At 51.3% G+C, this 22,575-nt stretch carries 19 protein-coding genes; 9 read left to right on the plus strand and 10 right to left on the minus strand.

The genetic code is table 11. The features are described from left to right. Positions 1–5 precede the first annotated feature (5 nt). Positions 6–404, plus strand: a complete 399-nt coding sequence (locus BMW93_RS06670) for a response regulator (RefSeq protein WP_090374406.1) — start codon at positions 6–8, stop codon at positions 402–404. On the opposite strand, the gene BMW93_RS06675 is transcribed toward BMW93_RS06670, so the two are convergent. From BMW93_RS06675 to BMW93_RS06685, 3 genes are all read right to left on the minus strand, one after another. Continuing rightward, positions 401–1,729 (minus strand): glycoside hydrolase family 28 protein, encoded by a 1,329-nt coding sequence (locus tag BMW93_RS06675; RefSeq protein WP_090374407.1) that lies wholly within the window; start codon positions 1,727–1,729, stop codon positions 401–403. The two genes, BMW93_RS06670 and BMW93_RS06675, sit on opposite strands and share 4 nt — an antisense overlap. 113 nt (positions 1,730–1,842) lie before the next feature. Continuing rightward, entirely contained in the window at positions 1,843–2,583 is a 741-nt protein-coding gene (locus BMW93_RS06680) for an SDR family oxidoreductase (RefSeq protein WP_090374408.1), read from the minus strand. Between the two features lie 189 nt (positions 2,584–2,772). Then, positions 2,773–4,032: a hypothetical protein gene (locus tag BMW93_RS06685; RefSeq protein WP_090374409.1), complete on the minus strand. Its 1,260-nt coding sequence runs from the start codon at positions 4,030–4,032 to the stop codon at positions 2,773–2,775. A gap of 245 nt (positions 4,033–4,277) precedes the next feature. Here BMW93_RS06685 and BMW93_RS36045 point away from each other — a divergent pair, with 245 nt between their 5' ends. Together BMW93_RS36045 and BMW93_RS06690 are read left to right on the plus strand one after the other, a co-directional pair. Then, positions 4,278–4,406: a hypothetical protein gene (locus BMW93_RS36045; RefSeq protein ID WP_255372341.1), complete on the plus strand. Its 129-nt coding sequence runs from the start codon at positions 4,278–4,280 to the stop codon at positions 4,404–4,406. 101 nt (positions 4,407–4,507) lie between these two features. Continuing rightward, on the plus strand, positions 4,508–5,428 hold the full coding sequence (locus tag BMW93_RS06690; RefSeq protein ID WP_090374410.1) for a sugar phosphate isomerase/epimerase: 921 nt from the start codon (positions 4,508–4,510) through the stop codon (positions 5,426–5,428). On the opposite strand, the gene BMW93_RS06695 is transcribed toward BMW93_RS06690, so the two are convergent. Next, complete coding sequence (locus tag BMW93_RS06695; RefSeq protein ID WP_090374411.1) at positions 5,425–6,996, minus strand: glycoside hydrolase family 43 protein; 1,572 nt, start codon at positions 6,994–6,996, stop codon at positions 5,425–5,427. The genes BMW93_RS06690 and BMW93_RS06695 overlap by 4 nt on opposite strands. 150 nt (positions 6,997–7,146) lie before the next feature. Here BMW93_RS06695 and BMW93_RS06700 point away from each other — a divergent pair, with 150 nt between their 5' ends. After that, entirely contained in the window at positions 7,147–8,211 is a 1,065-nt protein-coding gene (locus tag BMW93_RS06700; protein WP_090374412.1) for an endonuclease/exonuclease/phosphatase family protein, read from the plus strand. A 390-nt stretch (positions 8,212–8,601) separates the two neighbouring features. Beyond that, positions 8,602–9,288 (plus strand): hypothetical protein, encoded by a 687-nt coding sequence (locus BMW93_RS06705; RefSeq protein ID WP_090374413.1) that lies wholly within the window; start codon positions 8,602–8,604, stop codon positions 9,286–9,288. 178 nt (positions 9,289–9,466) lie between these two features. Here BMW93_RS06705 and BMW93_RS06710 read toward each other — a convergent pair whose 3' ends face one another. Beyond that, entirely contained in the window at positions 9,467–12,772 is a 3,306-nt protein-coding gene (locus BMW93_RS06710; RefSeq protein ID WP_090374530.1) for a glycosyl hydrolase, read from the minus strand. 176 nt (positions 12,773–12,948) lie between these two features. Here BMW93_RS06710 and BMW93_RS06715 point away from each other — a divergent pair, with 176 nt between their 5' ends. Continuing rightward, positions 12,949–13,416, plus strand: coding sequence for a hypothetical protein (locus BMW93_RS06715; protein ID WP_090374414.1), 468 nt, complete (start codon positions 12,949–12,951; stop codon positions 13,414–13,416). Beyond that, positions 13,413–13,718, plus strand: coding sequence for a helix-turn-helix transcriptional regulator (locus BMW93_RS06720; RefSeq protein ID WP_090374415.1), 306 nt, complete (start codon positions 13,413–13,415; stop codon positions 13,716–13,718). The genes BMW93_RS06715 and BMW93_RS06720 overlap by 4 nt, the downstream gene beginning before the upstream one ends. Positions 13,719–13,816: 98 nt before the next feature. On the opposite strand, the gene BMW93_RS06725 is transcribed toward BMW93_RS06720, so the two are convergent. The 3 genes from BMW93_RS06725 to BMW93_RS06735 form a co-directional block, all read right to left on the minus strand. Next, on the minus strand, positions 13,817–16,381 hold the full coding sequence (locus BMW93_RS06725) for a TonB-dependent receptor (RefSeq protein WP_090374416.1): 2,565 nt from the start codon (positions 16,379–16,381) through the stop codon (positions 13,817–13,819). A 264-nt stretch (positions 16,382–16,645) separates the two neighbouring features. Next, positions 16,646–16,876, minus strand: coding sequence for a thioredoxin family protein (locus BMW93_RS06730; RefSeq protein ID WP_090374531.1), 231 nt, complete (start codon positions 16,874–16,876; stop codon positions 16,646–16,648). A 128-nt stretch (positions 16,877–17,004) separates the two neighbouring features. Beyond that, positions 17,005–17,415 carry a DoxX family protein gene (locus tag BMW93_RS06735; RefSeq protein ID WP_090374417.1) on the minus strand — a complete coding sequence of 137 codons (411 nt, stop codon included), beginning with the start codon at positions 17,413–17,415 and terminating at the stop codon, positions 17,005–17,007. Positions 17,416–17,634: 219 nt separating this feature from the next. Here BMW93_RS06735 and BMW93_RS06740 point away from each other — a divergent pair, with 219 nt between their 5' ends. Beyond that, complete coding sequence (locus BMW93_RS06740) at positions 17,635–18,531, plus strand: glycoside hydrolase family 43 protein (protein ID WP_090374418.1); 897 nt, start codon at positions 17,635–17,637, stop codon at positions 18,529–18,531. A 267-nt stretch (positions 18,532–18,798) separates the two neighbouring features. After that, on the plus strand, positions 18,799–20,454 hold the full coding sequence (locus BMW93_RS06745) for an arylsulfatase (protein ID WP_090374419.1): 1,656 nt from the start codon (positions 18,799–18,801) through the stop codon (positions 20,452–20,454). A gap of 109 nt (positions 20,455–20,563) precedes the next feature. Here the strand turns inward: BMW93_RS06745 and BMW93_RS06750 are convergent, their stop codons facing one another. After that, positions 20,564–21,379: an AraC family transcriptional regulator gene (locus tag BMW93_RS06750; protein ID WP_090374420.1), complete on the minus strand. Its 816-nt coding sequence runs from the start codon at positions 21,377–21,379 to the stop codon at positions 20,564–20,566. A gap of 6 nt (positions 21,380–21,385) precedes the next feature. Next, positions 21,386–22,417, minus strand: a complete 1,032-nt coding sequence (locus BMW93_RS06755; RefSeq protein ID WP_090374532.1) for an SDR family NAD(P)-dependent oxidoreductase — start codon at positions 22,415–22,417, stop codon at positions 21,386–21,388. Between the last annotated feature and the right edge of the window lie 158 nt (positions 22,418–22,575).

A 22,575-nucleotide genomic window follows, 5' to 3' on the forward strand; every position in this document is an offset into this window, starting at 1 on the left:
CGAACATGAGAACTTTCAGATTAGCCATTGTTGAAAATGATGAAGACGAGCGCTATTTTATGTCCGAGGCGTTCAGGTCATCCCGGGAATTTGAAATCCTCGGCGAATTCGCTAACGGCGATCAACTGACGGAATGGCTGCATGGCTCACCGGGGGAATTGCCCGAACTGGTCCTGTCGGACCTGAATATGCCGGGCAAAAACGGCTACGACATTATCGACGAGCTTAAAGTAACCTATCCCGATATCGCGGTTTTCGCGACCTCGACCTCGTCCGTGGTAGCCACGCGCGAGCGATGCATGCGGGCTGGCGCGAAGGATTTCATTGCTAAACCCGACATTTTCATAGCCTACGATTCGTTCGTCGCCGAGCTGTACCTGCTCGCGTGCCGGTACCTGGGTTAATGGATTATCTTCTCATTTACTTTGACATTCCTGAGCGTAAAGTCACTGACCACGGATTTGTCGTAAGCGGCGTTTTTGGCGGTAATATTCAGGTTTTCAAAGGTGAATTTCGATAATTTGTCATATTCGCCCGGACTCACGTCGAAAAACACCTCGCATTTCAGTTTAATGTTTTTCAGGCTGATATGGTCGGAGTAGGAGAGCGGGACGTCCTTTCTGCCTTTCAAATCGAAGAATTGCTTCCAGGGCTTCACGTAAATGAGGCTGTACGCGTAACCATCCACATTTTCGACGCTGATGAACTCGTATTTCTGAGGTGTATCGGGCCGCATTTTCAGCCACAGCACGCGCATTGCGTTCTCGATATGGCAGTTGCGCATGATTACGTTTTTGTTGTGAATGGCCTCGCTCCCGCAGGTCAGCGCCGCGTGGCAGAAACCGAAATGGGTGTCCTCAATGATGATATTCGTATTGGCGCCATTGCCGGGATCGGTGTCGGCGTAAGGCCCTTTTCCGCCTTTCAATGCAATGGCGTCGTCGTTCACGGCCAGATAGCAACCTTTTACGAGTACATTATTACACACGTCCAGGTCGATGGCGTCCGTACTGGGCGCTTTAATGGGCTCGTGCGGTGCCGTGATCCTGACATTCAGTATCTTAACATTGTTGCATTGATAATAATGGCTCGTCCAGAAGCCCGAATTTTGCAGTGTCACATCCTGCACTTGTACATCATTGCTTTTCCAGATAAATACGAGCCGCGGGCGCGACACTTCGAGGTTGGTACAATTCGGATTCTCTTTTCGCCGCTGCCAGAATGCTTTCCAGTAATTCAGCCCGTTGCCGTCGATGATCCCTTTGCCTGAAATCGTGAAACCATTCACGCCGTAGGCATTCACTAATGCGGGAAAATAATCGAGGTTTTGCCCCTCCATCCGCGACGGCATCATCGGATAATCGGCGATCTTGTCCGAACCTTTCAGCCTGGCGCCTTCCGATACGTACAAATGTGTTTTAGGTTTGAAAAACAATGCACCGCTCAGGAAAGTACCTTTCGGGATCACCACCACGCCTCCACCCTGCGCACTCGCCTGGTCGATCACACGCTGGATATTCGCAGTTTGCACCACGTTGCTATCTCCCGAAACGCCATGTTCGGTAATGACAAACTGCCTGCCCAGTTTCTTTAAATCTATTTTGGAAGTATCTGAAAACCAGGTCGGTATTTTCGCGCCGTCAGGGAATGTAGTAGATCTGCCGGATTGCGCCAATGCAACGGCAGCAAATAGTGATAGTTGAAATAAAAGCAAGCAGAACTTTTTCATAACCCCTTGAAGGCTTGTTCTGCTCGCTTTTACTGTCTTTTGACGCTACTAGTTCTTTTCGATCCAGTCGTACAGGTAATCGATTATTCTGAGATATCAGGTTCCACGCCGTATCAAGCCATCGCCCCATTCAACCCGATCGTCTGCCCGCTGATCCATTTGGCGTCGTCGCTGGCGAGGAAGGCTACGGTTTTGGCGATGTCTTCGGGTTCGCCGAGGCGGTTGAAGGCGTTCAGGGAGGCGAGGCGGTCGATCAGTTCCTGGGGTTTGCCTTTGGTGAACAGTTCGGTGTTGGTAGGGCCGGGTAGTACCGCATTCACGTTAATTCCTCGGGAACCTATTTCTTTGGCGAAAACGCGTGTCAGCTGCTCCACGGCACCTTTTGTCGCCACGTAGGTCGCGTAGGTAGGCATCATGACGCGCGTCGTCGTGGAGGAGAAGTTGATGATGCTGCCGCCATCGGCCAGGCGGGTCGCGGCCTCGCGGAGCGTGTTGAATGTTCCACGCACATTCACTTCAAACTGGCGGGTGAAATCTTCATCGGTCGTGTCTTTGAGCAATTTGGTGATCATAATGCCCGCGTTATTGATCAGTATGTCGATTTTACCGAAATGCGCGATAGCTGTGTCGAACATGGCTTTCACCTGTTCCGCGTTGCTTACATCGGCCTGTACTGCAATGGCTTCGCTGCCGGCGGATTGGATCGCTGCTACCGTTTGTTGCGCTGCTTCCAGACCGCCGGTGTAGTTTACGATGATTTTCGCACCTGCCTGTGCCAGATGAAGGGCTACTGCCGCACCTATTCCCCTTGACGCGCCGGTTACCAGGGCTACTTTGTTTTCGAGTGAGTTCATGGTCGTTTTTGTTTAGTGTTAAAGAACAATACAAAGATGGCAGGTTGGCCGCGCCCCGGGCGTACAAGGATTACAGCAAGAGTTGCAAATTTCTCAGATAGCCGTTAAAACAAAAAACTGCCGGTGATCCGACAGCTTTTTTGGTCAATTTGAAGATAGTTCGATACAGGCAATACTTTCTAAAAGGGATTATTTAAACCCGAAAATCAATGGGAATAGGAAGATGACCACCGCACTCCAGATGCTGTACAGCGGGAGGAATATCGCCAGCGAGGCTCCAACTGCGAAAAGGCCTGTTTTTTTGCTCAGTACCGCAAAAAGTTTGAGTCCTACATAAAACAAATGGGCGAGCATCAGTACGTTGGCGCCCAGCACGGCGGCGCGGTTGGGCGTGAGTCCCCACTCCGAAATCCGGAACAATACGGCCGATAATGCAATGCTGTTGACGAGCAGCGTCACCGCCGATAGCAGGAACAGCAACACAACCTGCGCACGGTTATCGCCGGATGGATCGGTTTCGGCCAGCGAAAAGAAGATCAGGGCCATTACGCCGACCAGTAATCCGTTGAAAAGAACGAGGAACTCGCGGTCGTGGTAGGGGCTTTTGCCGGCAATCAGCGTGGCAACCAGGTACACGACCAGCATAACCAATGCCACCGGACTGAATAATTTTGCAATTATAGTCGGTACTTTACGCACGAGCGTGGGTTGCACGCGGGTAATGAACGTTGCCAAGATGGGCACGCACGCCAGTCCGCATATGACGATATAGTCGAAATAGAATTTTTGAATGTCCCAGCCAATCAGTTTGAAAAGATTGATCGTAATAGCCGTCGTGAGCCCGCCCGACAACACCAGCAGCCCCGACATTACGACCAGTTCCCCCGTATACCGCAGGAATTCCAGCCAGTTTTCGCCATTTCGCCATTTCCCGCCGTTGTAAGCAGCTCCCAGCAGCGACCACAGCCAGAGCGGCAGGTGCAGGCAGGAAAGGATCAGCGTATCGCTCTTTTCATTTTGGGGCAACCAATTGATGAACACGGCCGATGCGATGAGCAGCAGCACCGCAAAACCCCTTGTTTTCCAGGAAACAGCGTTTTCCCAGGCGAAATAGGCCATCAGTACCGGCGCGACGATGAAACCGATATTGCGCGGGTAAAAGAAGTCTTCGCTGATGGAAAGCATTTCGGGCAGCTTGGCCAGCAGCGCCGCGAAAAGTGAAGCCGCCACGACGAAAGTACGCTCGGTCGGCGTGCCCCACGCGGAAGCGCCCCGCAAAAGGTCGTCCTGACTGAAATTGAGCCGCTGGTACCATCCTTCCGCGAGCGGGCTAGTGCGCAATTCGGGGTACAATGCATTGAAAGCTGCTTTAAAGCCCGGCTTGTTGCCCCGGTACAACTTTTCGAGTTGCAGGGCATTGTCTTGGTTCAACAGAATTTCTTCGCGCATAAAACGATGATTGAGAATTGAAATTTAACCTTTTCCGTGGTGAGTAAGTGTGATTGGTATTTTGAAAAGTACTTTGTAATTCAAAGTTAAATATGAATTCAAATTTTGCAACATAGACAGGCTGATTTTTTTTTCAAAATACCCGGTTTGGCCGTTTACTAATTTTGCTAACCGGTTAATGGATAACGCTTTATTGTCATCAAGGGTCGCTTTTATTTTGTGTCGAAAATCAAATCGATACAAAAATGGAATGGACGATTAGCATGTGGGCAGGACTGGCCCAGCTCGGGATTGCGGTGGCGATTGCAGCAATAGGCATCCGGATCGTACTCGAACTGCGGAAAGGCGAATTGACCGACCAACCCGCGAAATAGAGCTCATCAAAGCGCTGAATATGTAAGTAAGGTCTGCAAGCCCACGGGTTTGCAGACCTTACTTTTTTCAGTGTATATTTCGGGGCATTTTCCTGAACCTTATGAACGAACCATCTTTCCTTAACCGCAGGGATTTCCTGCTAGCCGCCTCCGCCGGTCTCGCATTGCCGTTAATGCAACCCCTGCATGCATTGGCAAAGGCCAAACCGCTTTTTTCATTCTCCACGCTCGCCTGCCCGAAATGGGCCTGGGCGACGATCGTCCAATATGCAGCCGACAATGGCTACCAAGGCATCGAGATCCGCGGCGTGCTCGACTGCATGGATTTGCCTAAATGCAGCGATTTCGATAGTCCGCAAAACATTGCCCGGTCCCGTAAAATGGCGGAGGACAAGGGATTAAGGATCGTTGATCTCGGTTCGTCGGCGGCATTGCATATGGCTGATCCGGCCGTTCGCGCTAAAAACCTCGATGAGGCAAAGCGATTCATAGACCTTGCGCAGCAACTGAATTGTCCTTATGTCCGCGTGTTCCCCAATGATCTGCCCAAAGACCAGGAAGTAGCCAAAACCGTGGAGCTAATCAGCAGCGGACTGCTTGAACTGGGGGATTATGCTAAAAATACGTCGGTAACCGTGCTGCTGGAATCGCATGGAGACGTGACCGGCAAGGACATTCTCGCGACCGTAATGGGCAAAGCCGAGCATAAGCATGTCGGCCTGATATGGGACATTTTCAATATGTGGTCGGTGACGAAAGAGCCTCCGAAAGAGGTGTATGCCAAACTGAAAAAGTACATTCGCCACACGCACATCAAGGACGGACTCCTGAAAGACGGGAAGATCGCGTACGTGCAGGTAGGCAAGGGCGAGGGACCTTTGAAGGAGGCGATAGAAGTGCTTGTGAAAGACAACTACAAAGGCTATTACAGCTTCGAATGGGAGAAAAAATGGCACCCCGAAATCGAGGAGCCGGAAGTGGTGATACCTGCGTATCCGAAGCTGATGCAGCAGTACTTTTAATCGTACTTCATTTCGATCGCTTTAATTTCACTTTTCTGGTTCGCGGCACCGCTGACGCTCACACCCACCCTTGGCGCCCTGTCCCAACGCGGCAGCCAGGGGGCTTCTATTTGTACGGAGCTGGTCAATGAGTCGATTTTTTGACCTTTTACGCCCCAGCTGAACGTATAGAAGCGACCATAGCGGCTTTGCAGTTCCAGCCGGATATGTTTGTATTTATCGGGAATTTCCTGCGTTTTGAGAACTTCATACCGGCCGTCTTTCACTTGCCATAGTTCCACGCGGTTCTGGCCGGCGCCATAGCCGATGGCATTTTGCGCATCACCATACAGCACGACGTTCTGAAAAACGGTATCCTTGATCACAAACTCGGTAGCGAATGTGTAGCTGCCTTTTCTAATGGTTTGTCCCAGGAAATTACCCGTCGCGGCGGGATTCCCGCATTCGATTTGCAAGGCAGCTGCCCTGATGGCAAATTGCGGCTTAGGCAGGCTGACATCGAAAACCCATGGCAGCCTCGTCGTATCACGATCATAATTCACCGAGAAGTTGAGGCTGTTGTGTGCTAGCGGTCCTGCGCCGGCGGGTGATTCGGCTTGCGTGGGCGTGGTTTTGCCATACCTGAATGCGGGCCAGCGGGTCGTTTCGTCCCAAACCAGCTCGCTGAGCACGCCTTGCCGGCCGGCAAATGTGAAATCGGTGCCATTGTATGCATGGTGCAGGTAAAAATAGCGGCGGTCGGGGGTTACCACAACGGTGCCGTGCCCGGGGCATTTCCAGGCATCGTCTCCAAAAAGCACCGGGTTGCCCGTATATTTAACCCACGGCCCTTGCAACTTCTCTGCCCTGGCAAGCCCTACCTGGTAATCGCAACGGTCGCCGCAGCAGGCATTGCCGGAATAGAGCATATACCAATAATTTCCTCTTTTGAAGATAGCCTGCCCTTCGGCACCGCCCGCTTCCCAACCCGCGGGATCGGCCTTAATGAGGCTGAATTCCTTGCCGATTACTTTCAGGCCGTCCTGTGCAAGCTCTGCGCCGAGCAGTTCGATGTCCCGGTCTTTATCGAGACCATAGGCTTTCCAGGTAATGAATAATTTCCCTTTGTCCTCCACCACATAGGCGTCGATAGCCTCTTTGGTCCATTCGATAATTACACCATGATCTTTGAAGCCTTTCGAAAGGTCTTTCGTGCTCGCCACGCCGATCATCGATTGCTTGTCCGACTTCCGCCGTGCGGTATAATAAACGAAGAATGTCCCATTTCGGAAAAACAGCTCCGGCGCCCAGTAGCTTCCCATCGTCCATTTGGGCAGCTCCGCGAAAACCGGTCCGAGATATTCCCAGTTCACCAGGTCTTTGGAAGTATAAATAGGATAAGCAGGGCCCCACTCCGACGAAGTTCCGACGGCATAATACGTATCGCCCACGCGTATCACCGACGGATCGGCAAAGTCACCTGCGATAACCGGGTTCCGGTAGGTGATGACCCTCGCCGGGGGCTTTTGGGCAAATACATTGGCGGCGTAAAACAGGGTAAGCAGGAATATCGCGGGCAGGAATTTCATAGGTCATTGATAGATGCAGCTGCGAAGAAAGGCATTTATTTTGGGATAAGAAACCCGCAAATGCGGCAAAAGAGTAAGGTTGTGTCGCATTTCGATAGTTGAAATGATGTGAAATAATCGGAATATTGCAGTTGTTACCTGACCTGAGCAATGCATTATTTTAAAACCTTCCTGGAAGTCGCCGGTGTGCTGATCGTAATGATGTCGCTCATTCCGCTGATCCGGAGTGATTACTGGACCTTTCGGGTATTTGAATATCCCAGATTACAGAAGCTCGTCCTCAGCGTAGCCATCGGCGGCGTTTACCTGAGCCTGTTTTTCCAGACAGACCTGCAAACAGTGCTGCTCTCGGGACTTTTCATCCTGAATACGCTTTATCTGTGCTACCTGGTGTACCCGTTTACGCCCGTTGCGGGAAAGGTAATCCTGGCGGCGCGGACGCATTTGCCTGAGAACCGGATATCGATTTTGTCTTCCAATGTTTTTCAGGACAACAGGAATACCCCCGGTTGCCTGAACCTCATCCGTAAATACGACCCCGACGTGGTGCTCCTGTTGGAAACCGACAGTTACTGGCACGAAAACACGCTGGCATTGCGCGAACATTATCCTTACGAGGTGCCGGTACCGCTGGAAAACACTTACGGAATGCTGCTTTACTCTAAATTGGCCCTTTCCGAAATACAGGTCCGGCACCTGGTGGATGATGAAATACCGTCCATTAAAGTGCTGGTAACCTTACCTTCCGGCCAGAAAGTGCAGCTGTTTTGTGTGCACCCGACGCCGCCTGTTCCGGGCGAAAACCTGCATTCCACGGAGCGCGACAAGGAGCTTTTGCTGGTAGCAAAGGAGGTGAAAACGAGCCGTTTGCCATGCATTGTCGTTGGGGATCTGAACGACGTGGCCTGGTCGTACACCACCGATCTGTTTACCAAAATCAGCGGCCTGCTCGATCCGCGCATTGGCCGGGGTTTTTACAACACATTCCATGCGAAAATGCCGTTTCTGCGCTTCCCGCTCGACCATGTGTTCTGTTCTACGGATTTTAAACTGGTGGAAATGGCGCGGCTTGAAAACTTCTCATCCGATCATTTTCCTATCCTGCTTTCACTACAATTTGAGCCGACGGCAAGCATCGAACAGGACGAGCCCGAGGCCGAGCCGGAGGACATTGCCCTCGCGAACGAGAAAATTTCCAAAGAGTCGCCGGAGTAGCCCCATACCCCCCCGGAAAACACCTGTTTTTTACAACCACGTGTTTACACGCTTACGCCGCTCCGCCGGTTTGCTGAATTTTGACATGTCAATCAGGACGGGGTGCTGAAAAAATAATCCTGGTTGGCGCTTGCGTCTGATTCAACAAACTAAAAAAATCCGGGCGTGATCAAAGATTCGGGGAGCTCGATAACGGGTTCTTCGAATCGGAGTCCGGGTGTGGAACGAACCTATTAACCTAACCGATAAATCGAATTAATTCTAATTTTTTAACGAATTAGTTACACGACTACCTTGCCCTTAGGTATATTGCTTTCCATTGTGCGGATGCGGGTTGCGCTGCACGATCGGGAAGCAATTATCTTTTTAAACCATTAAATCTCAGCGAGCATGCCGAAGTTTATCAGTGATGAAGTTTTTGCAAAATGGGTCGCCCAATGGCAGGCATTGGAACACAGCCGCGAGCCGTTTAGCTTTTTTAATTGGGGGAGCAAACTCCTTCTGGGCGATTTTTTCGACGGTGACGACTTCGAAACACTCGTGTCGACACCCGGAATTGCAGTCATAAAAGTCCGCTTTGGTTTCGATACCGACGATACCAGGTTCAAACTCGTGCTTTTCGGCGTCGACAATGCCGGCCAAATCATTACACCTTATTATGCGCATACGCCGGGCGATTTCCGCGAGGCGGGAGACGGCCCCGGAGGCAATGTGCCCGATGTGCTGGCAAAGCAATGGATCAGTTATTGGGAGGAAAAAGGCCATGCGGGCGAAGTGGGCAGTCCGCTTTTCCGTACCCAATACGGGTTTTTGAATGGTTATAATTATCCGTTGAAAGAGCTGCTTGCGGCACTTTTCAGGTTTGAGAAAATGCCGAGGATTTACATCCGGTTTGTACTGCACCGGTATTTCCCGGCTGCTAATGAGGATGTTCAGAAAGAATTAACGGGCTCCTACGCCTTCGGTCTGCTCTTCCAGGCCATTGCCAACCGCGAAGGCGGCACCGGCAGCCTGATCGGTCCCGACCAGGAAAGCGGCTATTACGACCTGAGCGCTCCTTGCCCGAGGACGTGTTAGCGGTTTTGGTCAGGTCTGGTCAAGCGTGGTCATTTGTTGTATAGAATGGTTAAGTGTTGTCAAGATTTGTCATGTTTATTCATGATAGGACAACACCTGATCACACAACTCTTGACCATACCTGACCATTCTTGACCATACCTGACCACAAATGACCACCCCCGACCACGCGTGATCCTTATTCCGTCGGAGTCGCCGCAACGAGTTTCACCGGCCCGAGCAGACCACTGGGTTGCAATGGGGAATCGGGTTTGTAGAATGGCATGGTCGTGAAAGTGATTTTGTTCGTTACCCCGGGTTGGGCATCACCGATCAGCCGGTTGACCCAGGTATTGGTAACCTTTATCTGAATGTTATTGGAGCCCTGTTTCAATGCTTCCGTTACATCGATGCGGAATGGTTTTTTCCAGGTAATGCCTATGTTTTTGCCATTGATAATCACTTCCGCCAGGTTTTTAACATCACCCAAATCCAGCCAATACCGCGCATTTTTATGGATGGTAGGAACATTCAATGTGTTTTCATAAGTAGCTGTTCCGGAGAAATACTTGATGCCCGCGTCCGCATTGTCAGACAGTGGGGCCAATGCATTGAGTTGCACTTGTGCGGGAGCACCCAGGCCCGGCTGGAAGCGCACCGTCCACGTGCCTGTAACGCCCGCGACTTCCGATTCCGTCAACGCCGGCACGGTGTGGGAATTCGAAGCCGTCTTTCCGCTGAAAACAATGAAATATGCCTGCCAGGAATCGAATTTCAAAGGTATCGTCGTGCGTCCGTCAGCGATTTGGTAGGAGAGCGGACTGGTTTTCCCGGTTTCAGGATTCCAGAGAAGCGGGGTTTTGCCTGCGACCCGGAAGCTGACCTGCGCGTCGTTGGCGTCGGCGCTCCGGTTATCGAGCCAGTAAATATCGGTATCGGCGGTCTGGCGGTGTACGTAAAGGATTTTAGCCTTTTCGCCGGTAATGATCACGTCTTTTTGTGTGATGCTGCTCAAAACGGTTTCAATAGGCTGGGTTGAGACATTAGGATTGCTCCAAATCTGGTTTACCAATGCCGCAAAAGCCGTGGCATCGTCGCTCAGGCTGGGGGAGCGCTCGGGTTTTACGCCTGCCACTTTCATGCCTGCCGATACCAGCTCGCCGATCTTTTGCAACACGGGCAAAGTCATATTCCGGGCGGTAGAATCCAGCACGAGCAACCGGTACTGTTGGCCGGAAGGCGTGGTAATCGCGCCTTTTTCCACTTTCAGCATATTTTTAATCACACTCGAATTGGCAAAATCGAATGCATAGCCCGCAGGAATGGAGGGCAGTTTTTGAGTGGAAATCTGGGTGATATTGGAATTTTCACCATAATAATAGAGCACGTCCACGACTTGCTTGCCCTGTTGGAGCATGAAGCAGCTTCTGCCGAGGTAATCCATCCACGCCTTCGCCTGTTCAGCCCATGTTTCCTGACGGGTGAAATACTGCCCGAACGGCCCCAGCGAAAAACCAGGCTTTTTGTCATCCAGCGGCTGGTGCACCGAGGTATGGACTACAAAGCGATTCAAACCGGACGCCATTTCCAGATCGGCCGTGCGTTTCAGTTTCTCCGGGTACCAGGTAAATGCATTACCGACGGACGTCATCGACTCAGCAGCCACGATATTTTGCCCGTAAATATGCGCTACCGACGCCGATTCGCGGATATCGGCTTCGCTGCGCACTTCTTCGTCGGCCCCACCGGCCAGACTTCCGGGCGTCCACATGGCAGCCATCGGAACATCCGCCTTGCGCTTCACGTCCATGCCATCGGCCAGGTATATGCGCCCGCCCTCGTGCGACTCGGTATACCGTTTCATGCCCCGGGCCTTCAATGCTTCGCCGATCGTCTCATAGTGGTTTTCCACGATCAGTTCGCCGATCGTCTTGCGGAAATCCCAGAGGAACCGGTCGCTTTCCGCCGCGCTTTTCACGACCACGCCCGTGAGCACGGGAATCCAGGGCGTAATGTCGTAGCCGCGCCGCTTTTTGAATTCCGCAGGCATTGCCTTCGTCCAGGTCATATGCCCGGCTTCGTAACTGTCGAGCACCATGTATTGCAACCCTTTGGCGCCCATTTGGCCGCCGGTAGCGTCTTTGTACATGTCGAGGTAAGTATTAATGTATTTGGTAACCGCGTCTTTATCCAGTTTATCCACTTCCAAACCCGTCGCTTCTGGTGAAGCGGGGTGGTTTTTGCGGCCGGTAAGCGAGTATCCTAGCCGCAACACGACCCAGTTGCCGGCGGGCGGCGTCCAGTTGATGCTGCCGTCGGCATTCATTTTAGAGGTCAGGTCAACGACATCCGTGAGCGGTACCACGTCGGCATTAGCTTGAATGAAGGACGTTGTATTTTCCCGCCAGGGGCTGAAACCGGCCTTTTCTTCAAATTGATCCATCCGGTCGGTGTTATGGAATACGATTTCGGCAACTTGTACACCTTCCGGCTTGGCCGGCTGCGCATTACCGCCGCCAAACATCGATGCAAAAGGATTGAGCGGCGGAGGTAATGTTTTAAATGCAATGCGGTAAAACCTGGCCGTAACCGGTGCGAATGCTAACGTGTTTTGCGGAACAGTACTGCCTTTAATGGGCGCTACATCCCTGAAATTCACACCGTCGTCGCTGATTTTCAATGTACGGTTATTGGGTGCGCCATTGAATTCCGCCAATGCCCCGCCCGAACTCGCGCCTACAATCGTCAATGCCTTGAAGGTCTGAGGGCTGTCGAATTCATATTGTACCCACATATCCTGGCCTACTTCCATGGGCGGCAGGAGGGTGGTTTTGCCCAGATCGCCATCCGTCAGTTCCGCCACAGAGAATGTACCGCCGCTGGAAGTTACTTTCGGGTTCAGGGAAGTCATGAGTTTATCGGTTGCCGGCAGGCGATAAGCGATCACGGCCGCATCGGCATAGTAATCGGGTACTTCGCCCGTCGGACCGGTAATGCCGCCTTCCGCAGGCAGCGGCACATTCTGAAATTTGCCTGCTACCGGCTTGGGCTGCGGCAGTTTACCGGTGAAAGCCTGACCGCCTGAGACGCGGGTTTCGGTCCACACGTATTTTTTCATCGCGTCGGCTGCGGGTACCCACGGCCCGCCCGTTACGCTCCACCCGGGCGAGCCCGCAATGGCCATTTCGAGGTCGAGTTTTTCCGCGAGATCAGTGGTGTGCTTGAATGCATCCTTCCATTCCGGCGTCATAAACACCAGTTTCTTCGGCGTCACATTCGGCGTAAAAAGGCTCGCGTCGAAATTCTGGAAACCGCCTATGCCTACACGCTTCATCCATTCCAGGTCTTTGGTAATGCCTTCCTTGGTGATATTGCCGTTCATCCAATGCCACCATACCCGCGGCTTGGCGGCGTCTGGCGGGGTTTGGAAGCCTTGTTGGAGGGAGGTCGTCTGTCCGAATGCGAGCGCGGGAAGCGCCCACGCGAGTAGCGCGAGTTTTTTCATAGTAATAAGCTGATTTACCGCCAAAAAACTGATCTGTACCGATGGTGAAGCGACCCGCCTGAGCTTTCTACTCATGTGGTTTAAGCGAGATATTTTTAGATAATATCAATGACGGTGGAGCTTGCTCAACATTCTTTTTTGTCTGGAAATGTTTTATCTTTGAACTTAACTTATAAGTGAATCGTATTTATTTTGAGTTGTATTCCAAATCCAGGGAGGCTACTATCTACACCATTAGATTTGAAGGTTGTCTATCCACCGAGACCGACCTATTTGTAGACGAATATCTTGAAAAGGGTTTTTCAGAAGATATTCTGGCAATCAAACGTTGGCTGATAAATATCGAAAACCGTGGCGCTCAGCTTCGATACTTCCGGGCCGAAAACAATGTCTTTGCCGGGCCAGTTTCATTTTCCAGGCTTCGTATTTACTGCATTAGATGTAGCCACAACATCGTAGTTATTGACGGCGGAGGAGAGAAGAAAGGCCAAAAAACGCAGGACGGAGCGGAGACCTGGAAAGCGATGAAATTGATGATGGCCATTGACGAGAAGCTGATCGTAAAGATTCAGGAGAACGAAATTCGTTATTCAAATGACCTCATGACGTTGGAAGGTGAACTTTTTATCGACTTAAAATTATGAATGCATTAGAAAAACTTACATCTGACCCCGCAATAGACAGATTCATCGACACAAGTTTCGACCTTTCAGATCGTATTCATGAAATCCTCGAATCGAAAGGGTTAACGCAGAAGGACCTGGCTGACATGATCGGTAAAAAGGAATCGCAGGTGAGTAAATGGATGACTGGGACGCACAATTTCACGATCAAGACACTCGCTCTGATCGAAGTGAAACTGGGTGTGTCGATTTTTCAAGTTACGAAAGGTCCCTTCGAGCCTGTGAAAAACGAAGTGGAAGAACCCGCTGATGTACTGGAATAGACCGTACTTGTTTTAGTTGTGCGCACAAAAAAACCAGGACGTCCCAATGGAACGCCCTGATCAGCAGTGTTATAATAATTCGTACTTCTCTCTAAATCTTAGAACGAGTAGCGCAAGGTAACGCCGTAGGTGCGTTGGTCGCCTACGATACCGGCGTACTGGCCGTAGCTGCCCGGTGCTGCGAGGAGCAGTTCATAGTAGTCTTTGTTGAATACGTTTCTGGCCCAAACGAAGAACGAAATGCCATTCGAACCGCGGAAACCGAGACGGCCGTTGGTCAGCGAGTAACCCGATATGTTCAGGTATTTCGATGGCGACGGGTTTGAAGAAAATTCCGAGCGTGCGAACACATCGACACCGAGGAAGTAGTTGCCTTTCAGGCCGAGGAATGTACCTTTTACAGTCCCTTCACCACCCACAGAACCCGACCATTTCGAGATACCGGGCAGACGGCCGCCGGAAATGTCTTTGAAAGCTTGCTCGCCGCCAACTTCTTCCAATGGAACCGGCGCGTTTTTAAATGTTACATATTTACCATCGGTATAGGTCACCGCCGCATTGAAGGAGAGGTGGCTGAACCGGATGTTTCCGTCCAATTCCACGCCTTGTACGCGTACCTTTTCAGCATTCGCGAGGTAACCGCGGTTTACGCCGGGCTCCGGAGTTTGTACCTGCGTTTGGAAATCTTTGATATCGGACCGGAAGATGGTCAGGTTCAACACCGAGTTGGCGGTAGGTCTGGTTTTAAAACCCAGCTCTTTATGCTCTACGTGCTCAGGTTTTACGTTGGCCAGGTCGAGCAGTACGGCGCCGTTGGCAGTCGGTAAACCACCCACGTTTACACCGATAGGTTTGTAACCGATCGAGTAAGTTGCGAATGCATTCAGGCGGCTGCTGGCTTTGTATTGAAGCGACAACTGTCCGGAGAAATTGCCCTGATCGTAGTTGGTATTGAATGCCTGGTCGGTATAAACAAGCCTTTTCAATGCGATCAATGCAGGGTCGGTTGTTTGCAGACCACCGTAAGTCTCTCTTTTATAGTCAACAACCTTCTTGTCATAGTTGTAACGCACACCCGGCAAAATGTGGAATTTGTCGGTAATAGCCCAGTCAGCATTTGCGAAAACGGCCAAACTGGTGCTTTTGATGCGGTTTGTCGTGCGGATACCGAAATTATCGAACAAGCCTGGTGTTTTCCAAAGCTCACTGGTAGTGCTCTGCGCAAAACGCCATTGTGCCGAACCAGCTTCTTCTGTTTGTACAGGATCCGATTTCAGATCTTGCCAAAGGCCGAACAATCCTACTACGCCGCTGAGTTTCGGAGAAATTTTACCAGAATAGCGGATCTCCTGAGACCATTGGTCATGCACCGAGTTGCCGGAAGAGATCGTAAATACAGGAATTCCAAGGTAATCGCGGTCGTTGAGGGGTACCCATTTCCAGAAACGCCATGCAGAAGTTGCTGTGAGCGTTCCGTTACCGATTTTAATATCCGCGTTGGCAGAAACGCCCCCGAGCCTGTTGTCGGCTTTGGAAGGCGTATCCAAATCCAGTTTACGCTCGAATGCGCTGGAATAGGGGAGCTTGTAACCCAGATCGGCGATGATCGCGTCGAACTGGCGGTAAGCTGCACGTTTCGTAGGCACCACACCTGCCACAGGCCAGCCGTATCCGTTTGGTTTCTGGTCCGAAACGTCGCCGATTACGGTAATATTAACCTTGCTGCTGGGTTGGTAAAGGATCTGGCCGCGTACACCGATGTTGTTGATATCGTTGATCGGCTGTTGAGTATGCTCGTTGAAAAACAGACCGTTGCGCTGCGTACCGGTGAATGAAACGCGTGCTGCGAGTTTCTTGCTGATCGGACCGGTAAATGATCCTTTGGCCTGAATGTAGCCGAAGTTACCGTAGCTCAATTCGAAGCTGCCGCCCGGATCGAACTGCGCAGCGCGGGTAGTAATGTTGAATGCACCGGAAGTAGTGTTCTTTCCGAAAAGCGTTCCCTGAGGCCCGCGAAGTACTTCAATACGCTCGATGTCGATGAAATCCAGGGCGGTAGCTGCGGGACGTGCGTAGTAAACGCCGTCGACATAAAAACCTACACCCGGGTCGATACCGTCGTTGGTCAGACCGTAAGTAGAGCCGAGGCCGCGAATATTCAATGTCGTGTTACGTGCATTGGAAACGTACAGCTGAACTGTTGGAACGAGTTCTTTCAAACGGTTCACATTGAACGCACCCGCGTCTTCTGCGGTCGATCCGCGGATTACCGAGATCGGAATAGGCACTTCCTGAGCGGATTCCTGTCGACGACGCGAAGAAATGATCACGTCTTCCAGATTTCCAGCCGAAGGGTCGAGTTTGATCGTCACCCCGCTGCCTTCAATCACTGTTTCTTTTTTGATATAACCTAAAAACGATACTACCAGTGTAAATGGCAGTTTTTGACCCGTAACTAGTTGAAATTCACCGTTTGCATCTGTTGCGGCTCCGTTGGTCGTTCCCTTGATGGTCACGGTTGCGCCGATGAGCGGGGAGTCGTTGGAGGCGTCAAGAATCTTTCCGGAAACCGTGGCATTGACGATCGGTGGGTTCTGGGCCTGTGCAACAAATGAGATGAGTAGAATTGCTGAGCTGAATAGGGTCGTTAAAAATGTCTTCATAAATGAGGAATTGCTTTACTGTTTTCGATGGTGTTCATGAGTGGTGGTTACTGCAAAACAGCCTGTCCTAGTGCTGCTTACGGAGAAGAGGACAACAACAGTAAGGTATAATCGGTGGTTTCATGTGTAGGGATTGTAAGTTTCTCAGGCAAAGCTATGGATATTATTTAGTATATAGAAATAGTAGAGTAATATTTTTTTGAAATAAAACAAAAAACGGACCGGGGATAAGCTCCCGGCCCGTTCATAATGTACTGTAAATCATTATCTAAGATCTTCGATCGAAGCGCCGAAATTAATGTGCAGGACATTCCCATTGGGCGTCAGCAATGCCGGTACCGACTTCACGCCAGCCTTTTCGGCATCAGCGACTTTACCTTTCTCGTCGCCAAGGTGCACTACTTCTATCTGGTCCGCAGGAATGAGGTTCAATATGTCTTGTTCTGCGCTGAGGCAAACCGGGCAACCTGCATGAAAGAAAATGGCCTTTTTCATTGTTTTCGAATTAAAATAGTTCAGTGCGAAATCGCAGTACGAAGGTAAATCGCTGGTGGACTGTTGCTCTGGTGCAGTTTTTACAAAAACAGCTAGGCCAGATGAGTTGGGCGTGAAATCCATTTTACTTAATGCGCCAGGGCGTGTTTGTGATCGAATGCGCTGCCTGAGTACTTTTCAAGCCTGCGGAACATAGTGTAAGTGACTGATACCATGATAAATGCAATGATCGCGTCGGTGGTTGCTGCAAAGCCTATTACCGCCAGTTTCGATACGAATGCGAAAATGATATCGAAGAAGATTCCTGCAAACACCCATTCTTTTAACCTGTGCAATTTGTTGGGTGTCAGCAGTACCGCTACGCCCGAAAGCTTGAAAACGCCGAGCAGGTAAATGAAATGCGCGGGGTAACCCAGTTGTACCGTAATATCCCACACGACGGGGTTTTTAGTAAGTTCAAAAAAGCCGCTTGCGCCGAACCAAAGGGATGTGAGTGCTGTGCCTATCCAGTAGATTGTGGTTGTTGTTTTCTGTGTCATGACCTTGATTGTTTTTGAGTGATTGATGACACAAAACTGGCCTGAAACCGTGGATTGCACATTTGCATTCGTGGCGAATTGGACACATCCGCAGCCGGAATGGACGCGGCGACCGGTGACATTGCCGAAGCACGAGTGACTTTTGGAATGGTTTTTAGGCTAAAAACCTAAACTAATCGCTGCAACCGCCCTGAAAACCGGTTTCAGCCAAGGCAGACCATGATAAAAGAAGGCAATCCGATTATCCAAAGCCCCTACACCGCCGACCCAACGGCGCTCGTGCATAACCAAACGGTTTACCTCTACACCGGCCACGACGATCCGCCCGAGGGCATCGACGATTATCATATGCACGACTGGCTATGCTTTTCTTCGAACGATCTCGTGCATTGGATTGAACATAACTCCCCGTTGAAAGCCACGGACTTCGCGTGGGCGAGCGGCGATGCCTATGCTTCGAAAGTGGTTGAATATCAAGGTGAATTCTACTGGTTCGTATCCGTAACCCACGCGGGCGGGCCGTACAAGGCGATCGGTGTGGCAGTTTCCGACAGCCCGACCGGGCCTTTCAAAGACGCCATAGGCTCGGCATTAGTTACCCATGATATGTTACCGGTTACCAAAAGTGAGAAGGCCAACCTCGATCCGACCGTCCTGATCGATGACGACGGCAAGGCGTATCTGTTCTGGGGCAATGGCCGCTGTTACTTTGCCGAATTGAATGAGAATCTCCTGGAACTCGCGGGTCCAATCAGCGTCATAGAGCTTCCTGAATTTACCGAAGGCGCGCATATTCATAAGCGGGGGAGCACCTATTACCTGGCTTACGGCTACGGTTATCCCGAAAAAGTGGCGTATGCGACTAGCCGTACCATTACCGGACCTTGGGAATTCAAGGGTATTTTGAATGAAACAGCCGGAAACTGTGCGACAAACCGGCCTGCGATCATTGAATTCAAGGGTTCTGATTATTTTTTCTATCACAATGGTGCATTGCCGAAAGGCGGCAGTCACCGCAGGTCGGTGTGTGTCGATCGGTTGTATTACAATGGCGACGGCACAATGCGCAGGGTGGTGATGACGACCGAGGGCATCAACAATGCGATAGACTTTTGAATTGTTGTCACATGCCTCACGGCATTTCGGGTATGTCCTGCCTTTTACGCTTGTTACCCCACCGCGCAAGTGCCGTTAGGCACGCAATATTTGTAGCACAACGCATGCACCCATGTATTTTCGAATGCCGTAGGCATGTAACAGCAGATAGCACAAACAAGTGAGTATTATCAGTCGCAATTTTATTTTTCAATATAGTATATAGGATATATGGAATAAATATATTTTTGCGCTCAGGCATCTCTTGTTACACCATTTCCCCAAATCATGAAGACCTCCGCATTCTTAGCCCTGGCACTGATGACCTTCTCCGGCGTCGTGGCTCAAAAGAAATCCGCGCCCAAAGGCCCCGACTCGCGCCCCAACATTATCCTGATCATGGTCGACGACCTGGGCTACTCCGACATCGGCGCGTATGGTTCCGAAATCAAAACCCCCAATATCGACCAGCTTGCCGGCGAGGGCATCCGCTTCCGCGAGTTTTATAACAACTCCATTTGCGCTCCCACCCGTGCGTCGCTCATTACGGGCCAGTACCCGCATAAGGCAGGCGTGGGGTATTTCAATGTGAACCTGGGCTTGCCCGCTTACCAGGGATACCTCAACAAGGAGTCGCTCACATTTGGCGAGGTATTGCGCAATGCAGGTTACAGCACATTGCTGAGCGGCAAGTGGCACGTCGGTAACGATAGCATCGCATGGCCTAACCAGCGCGGTTTTGATCGTTTTTATGGTTTTATCAATGGCGCGAGCAACTATTATGACATCGGTAAATACGGCAAAGGCCAGGCGGTGGAGCTGGTTGAAAACAACAAACGCATCAACCTCCCGCCCGACAAATACCTGACCGACGAGATCACCGACCATGCTCTCGGCTTCCTCGACGAGCAAAGCAAAACCGCCAAACCTTTCTTCCTGTACCTGGCTTTCAATGCGCCGCACTGGCCGCTGCAAGCCCCGGAATCGGATATTGCAAAATACAAAGGCCGGTACAGTATCGGCTGGGATTCGCTACGCAGCGAGCGGATCGAACGTCAGAAAGCGTTGGGTATCGCAGATCCGAAGCAGGCGATCGCCGTGCGCGACAAGGATGTAACACCCTGGGATAATGTACCTTATGATGAAAAGTTGCTTTGGGAAAAGAAAATGGAAATCTATGCGGCGATGGTCGACCGGGTAGACCAGAACATCGGCAAGCTCCGCGAGAAGCTGAAAGCGTTGAAGAAGGACGATAATACCCTGATTGTATTCATTTCAGACAATGGCGCGCAGGGCGGCTATGCGGGCGCATCGCCCCGCAGGCCCCAGCGCAATACCGGTCCGGCTGGAACGGCAGGTTCGTATGTGTACCAGGATCAGCCGTGGGCGTATGTTTCGAACACGCCGCATTTGGCTTATAAGAACAATATGCATGAAGGCGGTATCAGCGCGCCGTTCATCGCATGGTTTCCGAAGCAGATCAAGGGCGGACAGATCGTGAAAGGTACAGGCCACCTGATCGACCTCGCTCCGACGTTCTACGACCTGGCCAAGGCGACCTATCCGGCGACTGAAAAGGGCATAAATATCAATCCGCTTCCGGGAAAAAGCCTTGTCCCCGTGCTTACAGGCAAGTCGGGCGAAGTAGACCGCAGCGGCGAACCGATTTTCTGGGAACGCGCCGGTAACCGGGCAGTACGGAAGGGTAAATGGAAGATCGTTTCGACCTACCCGGCCTACAAATGGGAGCTCTACGACCTGGAAACCGACCGTGGCGAAACGACCGATGTAGCGTCTGCGAACCCGAATGTGGTGGATCAGCTAGCTGCCGATTATTTCCGTTGGGCCGAGAAAACAGGGGTGGTGGATTATGAGAAAATCAAGCCTGCGAACCCGATTGGTGCGCAGGCTGAGCGGCCGAACCGCAGACCGCCTACTTTTTGAGACGTTGGCATGAAGCTCTGCTTCGTGCACGCTAATAGTTGGCCTCCGGCCGGTCTTAACAGCAACTTTGTTTGCGGTACGGACCGGCCGGAGGCCTGCGCATATTTAGTCACGAAGGTGGACCTTCGTGCCATTTGGGCGCGTATCCGAAATGCTTCTTGAATGCGTACCCGAAATGCGAAAGGTTCTCGAATCCGGCTTCGAGGTAAACTTCCGATGGCCGCCGTTTCTTTTCCCGGATGAGGTAATGCGCCAGGTCGAGCCGCTTTTCGGTCAGCCATTTCTGCGGTGTGGTTTGGAAGGTCTTTTTAAAATCGCGTTTGAACGTGGTAAGACTACGGCCGGTGAGGTAGCCGAATTTGCTCATGGGCAGGTTATACATATAATGCTGTTCCATGAAATCGACGAGATTGATCTTGCCCGGTTCCCCGAAATCGGCCAGCAAATGGTCGATATCCGGTGCGAGCATTCTCAGAATGGTAATGGCTTCCTCGATTTTAATGGCCGCCAGGGCTTCCGGCAGCGGCTCACGCAGATCGAAATACGGGACGAGCGACGCCAGGCAGCTTTGCAGCAACGGATGCTTGTCAAATGTCCTGAAACCCGGTTTCGGTACCGGTTTTACTTCCACTTTATTTTTGGCATAATAGGCTTCCAACCGCTGCGAAGTCAAATGCATTACCACCGATTGATGGGGCAAACCGTCCTTGGGATAATTGATAACAGTAACCAACTCGTGCCTCGGAAAGAAAAGCGTATCTCCCGCGCCGAAGCGGTGTGTTTGTCCGCCCTGAATGATTTTGGTCTCTCCCGAAATAAGCCAGACCAGCAAATGCTCTTCAAAAAGCACATCGCTTTTGTGAAAATGCTCGGTAAAGCCGGAGATTTTCAGGTCGGGATGGATGTAATGCGCCTCGTGTGCCACTGAATGTCAGTTTGTTTCGAAATTAATACCGGTCATTTGCTCGCTCAATATCCAAAGCCGACGGGCATTTTCAGGGTCGATGGAATAGGGTTTCACACCCCGCAACGTCAGCGGTTCGTCGTACCGGTGCTCGATGTCGCCGTTATCGATCTCCGCCACTTCCGCATTTTCACAATATAATCCGCCGATGCCTTCCAGCTGCGGGCTCGTCGCACACCACACGGTGGTTGCGGCACCCTGGGGGATGGTTTTCAGCATCCGCGCGACTTCCGGGTAAATGTTGCCGTCGGCATCGTGTGTGCCCATTTGCTGGAAAAGCGCCATCGGCGCTACCCGGCCGAGATCGGTACCATTCACAGACCCCGGATGCAACGAAAATGCATGGACACCCAATGCTTTTCCACGACGATCGAGCTCCACAGCAAAAAGATTATTGGCCGTTTTCGACTGCCCGTAGCCTGCCAGCGTTTCGTACTCCCTGTTTTCAAAATTAGGATCTTCAAAATCAAACGGCGCAATATGGTGACCGAATGACGAAACGCTGATCACTCTCGCATTGCCCGCCTGCTTTAATGCTGGCCAAAGCCTTGCCGTCAGTTGAAAATGCCCCAAATGATTGGTCGACAGCTGCGATTCATACCCGCGTGCGTCGCGGGTGAGCGGTACCCACATAATGCCTGCATTGTTGACCAATATATCCAGCGAACGGCCGCTTTGCAAAAATTTCCGGGCAAAACTGTCGATCGAAGCCGGATCCATCAGGTCAAGGGATTCGAGGGTCGTGTTCGGGATGCCTGCGATGTTGCGTGCGGCTTTGGCGAGGTCGCGGGCGGGTACAATGACCTGCGCGCCCGCTTCCGCGAAGGTCTTCACGGCTTCGAGGCCGATACCTGCATAGCCGCCTGTGACGATAATGGTTTTGCCGCCAAGGTCAATGCCGCGGATCACATCGTCCGATGTCGAAAACGCATCGAAGCCGGAGCCGATGGGTTGTTGGTAATGGTTTGATTGAACGGCTGCTGTTGCTGAATGTTCCATAAAAATCTGGTTGTTTTGTGATGGAGCAAAATTAGCCTGTCGCATTCCGGAGGGTTTTGTTTTAAGGGCCGATTTTATTTGTTTTAAAGACCATTCCAAAACAAAATAGCCGGAACATCCAGTAAATGCCCGCCCATTCACCTTTACTAATCTCAAAG

It is taken from the genome of Dyadobacter sp. SG02, assembly GCF_900109045.1.
Taxonomy (GTDB): domain Bacteria; phylum Bacteroidota; class Bacteroidia; order Cytophagales; family Spirosomataceae; genus Dyadobacter.